This window comes from uncultured Leptotrichia sp. (genome assembly GCF_938036635.1).
Classification (GTDB): Bacteria; Fusobacteriota; Fusobacteriia; order Fusobacteriales; family Leptotrichiaceae; genus Leptotrichia; species Leptotrichia hongkongensis.
On record NZ_CALHQO010000350.1, the window covers coordinates 1 to 4200 of the forward strand.

At 30.3% G+C, this 4200-nt stretch carries 7 protein-coding genes; 3 read left to right on the plus strand and 4 right to left on the minus strand.

From position 1 onward, the window contains the following. The 4 genes from Q0370_RS06995 to Q0370_RS07010 form a co-directional block, all read right to left on the minus strand. A partial coding sequence (locus Q0370_RS06995) for a sodium:proton symporter (protein ID WP_299573877.1) occupies positions 1–392 on the minus strand: 392 nt, incomplete at its 3' end. A gap of 16 nt (positions 393–408) precedes the next feature. Continuing rightward, positions 409–924, minus strand: a complete 516-nt coding sequence (locus Q0370_RS07000; protein WP_299573879.1) for a MerT protein — start codon at positions 922–924, stop codon at positions 409–411. 14 nt (positions 925–938) lie between these two features. Further along, the gene (locus Q0370_RS07005; protein WP_299573881.1) at positions 939–1667 is read right to left on the minus strand and encodes an endonuclease; all 729 of its coding nucleotides are present in this window, start codon (positions 1665–1667) and stop codon (positions 939–941) included. 35 nt (positions 1668–1702) lie between these two features. Next, positions 1703–2092, minus strand: a complete 390-nt coding sequence (locus Q0370_RS07010) for a MerR family transcriptional regulator (protein WP_018498379.1) — start codon at positions 2090–2092, stop codon at positions 1703–1705. A gap of 87 nt (positions 2093–2179) precedes the next feature. On the opposite strand from Q0370_RS07010, the gene Q0370_RS07015 reads away from it, so the two are divergent. The 3 genes from Q0370_RS07015 (at position 2180) to Q0370_RS07025 (ending at position 4091) form a co-directional block, all read left to right on the plus strand. Beyond that, on the plus strand, positions 2180–2959 hold the full coding sequence (locus Q0370_RS07015; RefSeq protein WP_299573885.1) for an SDR family oxidoreductase: 780 nt from the start codon (positions 2180–2182) through the stop codon (positions 2957–2959). 107 nt (positions 2960–3066) lie between these two features. Then, a complete protein-coding gene (locus Q0370_RS07020) occupies positions 3067–3693 on the plus strand; it encodes a helix-turn-helix domain-containing protein (RefSeq protein WP_299573888.1) in 627 nt (208 codons plus the stop codon). Next, a complete protein-coding gene (locus tag Q0370_RS07025) occupies positions 3672–4091 on the plus strand; it encodes an IS30 family transposase (protein ID WP_299573891.1) in 420 nt (139 codons plus the stop codon). Before Q0370_RS07020 ends, Q0370_RS07025 begins: the two co-directional genes overlap by 22 nt. Positions 4092–4200 lie beyond the last annotated feature (109 nt).

Below are 4200 nucleotides of genomic sequence, written 5' to 3' on the forward strand. Positions count from 1 at the left end.
TTTCTCCCATTTGTCAAACTAGACATTATCGAACTATTTTCATCTTCAAAAATAGCCCTAAACACAAAATAAATAAATATTACAATCATTACCAAAATTAATGCTTTTTTATTCATTTTTTTTAGAAATCTTTTGCACAAATATCCTAAGAAGTACATAATTCCCAATATTATTATCAAGCAAAACAACAAAAATACAATTACAAAAATCTTCAAAATCTGCTCTGGAGCTTCCAACAAAACCCCAGTAGAAAATAATGTAAAAATAAACCAAAACAAATATGCCAACACTGGATATATTGCTGACTGAACTAAAAAATAAATTATTGTAAATAAAATTAATCCTAAAGGGTTATTCTGTTTCATCATAAGTTTGTCTGTATTTTTTTTCATTTCTCTTCTCCTTCTTTTATTTTTTTCTTTTAAATTTTATTCTGTCCAATGCTTTCTTGACTTTATCACTAAAAAATACTCCAACTGTGTAAAAAATATGTGATGCTGTACAGAAAATATGTATTTCCCGTGCTGTCGGCGCAAACATTGCTGTACTTTCATCTGTTTCTGTAAAAACTTTATACAAAAAATAGATTAAAATCGCTGTCATTACACAGCCTAATACAGTTTTATCCATTTTTTTCAAAAATTTACTGCACAAATATCCTAAGTAAAACACAAGCATAAGAACCATTATTAAAGCAATTCCCGAAATTACAACAGCAATAGTGGTCATTGCCACTTGCGGAAGATGTAAAAATTCCAGAGCATTAATAATAATTCCTGCTAACGGCATCGCAAAAACCAGCCAGAACAAAAATGCCAATGCTGGATATATTGTTTTCTGAAAGAAAAAGTAAATTACTGTAAATAAAACTAGTACTAAAAAGCTTTTTACTTTCGATATAAATTTATTTTCATTTTTTTCCATCCTTTTTCCTTCTTCTAATCTTTATTACTTTTTGTAATTTTTCTATTTTTTATAAACAGATAAATAATTTCCATAAGCAACATTACACTCCAAAACATCAAATAGAATGCTCTATCTTTTTTATACTTTGTTTCCAATTTCTTGCTTAATTCTGAATTTAAAGAAATATTTTCATCTAAATCTCCTGTTTTATCTAATTGATATTGATATAAGATTTCTTTTTTACTCCCAAATTTATCAACAAAGTATTCAGCATTCTGTAATTTTATTTCTTTTAAACCTAATCTTTTTTCTAAAGTTTTCTCATCTAAGTTATATTCAATTTTATTGTCGTTAATGAAAAAATATGTTTCTGGTTTAACACCATATTTTCCTTCGTAAGAATCTGTTTCTTCTATATAACCAACCCAAGTATTATTAATTTTAGCTAATCCATTTAAATACAAAATCAAATCTTCAGGCTTCGTCTTGTCAACAAGTTTATAAACTTCATGCTCTGAATCCGAACTCAAAGTTCTTTTTATCAAAAAATTTTGTGATACTTCGAGTTCACTGTTACGGTTAACTGTGTCATAAGGAAAACGAAGATACCTAACAAATAATAATGATAAAATTGTAAATGAGATAAGAAAATTAAACTTTCGTTTTGAAACAAAAAACCAGAAAGTTAATAAAATTAATATTGGAATTATAAAAGGGGATAACAAGACAAATCCCCAAGTTATATTTGTATCCACAAGCATATTTTCTCCTTAATTTCTATATATTTATGACCCTTTTATTTTTCAGAAATACTTTTTAAAAAGCTCTCATAAATCTCAAGTTTATCATCAAGATTTTGTAAATATTTTTGCCACTTTTCAATTTCTATATTTACATATTTTTTATGATTTGTCAAAATTTTCATTCTTTCTTTTATCGTTCCGTTCCCTTCATATCGTAAATCTGAATATTTCTTAATTTCACTCAATTTCATTCCCATATCTTTTAATCTTTTTAACATTTTTATCCATTCAATATCAGTTTCATCGTATATTCTTCTATTTTTCTCATCTCTTTTTACACGAAACAGCTCCTTTTTTTCATAAAACCTTATTGTATATGGAGTTAAGCCTGTTTTTTCTGAAAATTCCTTTATTTGCATTATTTTTTGTTCATTCTTTTTCATTTTATTTTCTCCTTTCAAAAAAGTTATTGACTTATACTATACTCTAACTGCTATCCTTTATTTATCAAATTTATGGAGGTAATAACTATGAAAACCAAATATACTGTTATAACAGGAGCAAGTTCGGGAATAGGTAGAGCTGTAGCTCTAAAATTTGCAGAAAGAAATAAAAATCTTATTCTGATTGCACGAAGAAAGAATTTACTAGAAGACTTAAAAAGCGAAATTTTAAAGAAAAATCCGAATTTGGACATTCTTGTAATAGATTTTGACTTAACTGATGTCGGTAAAATCCCTGAACTATATTTAAAATTAAACAATTATCACATTGAAACTTTAATAAACAATGCAGGTTTTGGGATGTATGGCGATATAAAAGAGCAGTCTTTAAATAAAATTTTAGATATGCTTCATCTCAATGTAGAAGCATTAACTTTGCTATCTTCCTTATACGTCCAAGATTACCACAACGAAAAAGGCTCTCAATTAATCAATATCTCCTCAGCAGGAGGCTACACAATCGTCCCAAACGCAATTGTCTACTGTGCTACCAAATTTTACGTAAACGCCTTCACAGAAGGACTCGCACTAGAATTAAAGCAAAACAACGCACAATTAAAAGCAAAAGTCCTAGCACCCGCCGCAACCAAAACTAACTTTGGAAATGTCGCAACTGGTAAAACTAATTTTGATTATGATAAATCTTATCCAAACTATCATACATCCGAAGAAATGGCAAATTTTCTCATTCAACTTTACGAAAGCGACAAAACTGTAGGTTACATCAGCCGTGAAACTTTTGAATTTAATTTATCCGATGGATTTTTTCAAAATGCGTTTAATTCTAAAAATAATGTGAAATTTTAAATATAAAAGTTGTAAAATAAAGTGTCACTATATGGAAAAAAATAAGAACCATAAAAGTTTTCTATGGTATGATTAATTCGGACAAAAAAATCAAAGGAGAAAACAATATGGTTCAAAAACAGTATACAACAAAAAGAAAAAAAGGGCAACACTTAAAATTAATAGAGAGAGGAAAAATAGAAGCACTTCTTAAAATAGGAATGTCAAAAGTGAAAATAGCGGAGGAACTGGGAATAAGTGTGAGAACCCTCCACAGGGAAATTAAAAGGGGCATGGTGGAGCTTCTGAATACAGATTTATTGACAAGGGAAGTATATTCTGCGGAATTTGCCCAGTCAAAGTATGACAAGGCACAGAAGGGGAAAGAAGGAGAACTTAAGATAGGGAAGAACCTCAAACTGGTAAAATATCTTGAAGATTCGATGAAACGGGGGAAGAATTCCTCGTATGCCGCACTGGAGCAGGCAAAAAGGGAAGGGCTGGAGGTAAACATAGAACTGAAGACACTGTATAACTATATACATGGCGGACTGTTTCTGGAATACAGTGAGGCTGACATGTCCTACAGGAAGAGGAGAAGGAAGAAGGTTGAGTTGAGGAAACGTATAAGAAAGCAGGGAGGGAGGAGCATAGAGGAAAGAGATGAAAGGACAGGGGAACGGTTAGAGCATGGGCACTGGGAAGTGGATACAGTATTAGGTAAGAGGGGACATTGGCATGTCTTCTTGTACTGACAGAACGTAAGACAAGGCTTCAGCTGATAAGGAAACTTGAAAACAGGACGGCATTACATACAGAAGGAAGAATAAAGGAATTAATAGAGGAATATCCAGATTCAATAAAGACACTTACGAGTGACAATGGTAGTGAATTTATGAAGGTTGAGGGGATAGAAGGACTGGGAGTAGGATATTTTTATGCATACAGCTTCAGTTCGTGGGAACGTGGGAGCAACGAAAATAATAATAAGCTGATAAGAAGGTTCATACCAAAAGGGACAGATATAACAGATATAATGGAAGAAGAACTGAAGAGTATAGAGGAATGGATGAATAATTATCCGAGAAAACTTTTTAATGGAAAAAGCTCAAAAGAAATGTATGATATTGAATTGAAACAGTACATTTCATAATATTTCATAAAAAAGTGACATTTACTATTGCAATTTACCCTTCTATTAATAGAAGAAAAAATGATTACATTTTTTAAATTCATTAAATATTTATCCTTTAGTTCTGATA

Bases quoted from the DNA above. Each gene is read 5' to 3' on its own strand.
- Q0370_RS07020 (WP_299573888.1), top strand. From the start codon at position 3,067: ATGGTTCAAAAACAGTATACAACAAAAAGAAAAAAAGGGCAACACTTA.
- Q0370_RS07010 (WP_018498379.1), bottom strand. From the start codon at position 2,092: ATGAAAAAGAATGAACAAAAAATAATGCAAATAAAGGAATTTTCAGAA.
- Q0370_RS07000 (WP_299573879.1), bottom strand. From the start codon at position 924: ATGGAAAAAAATGAAAATAAATTTATATCGAAAGTAAAAAGCTTTTTA.
- Q0370_RS07005 (WP_299573881.1), bottom strand. From the start codon at position 1,667: ATGCTTGTGGATACAAATATAACTTGGGGATTTGTCTTGTTATCCCCT.
- Q0370_RS07015 (WP_299573885.1), top strand. From the start codon at position 2,180: ATGAAAACCAAATATACTGTTATAACAGGAGCAAGTTCGGGAATAGGT.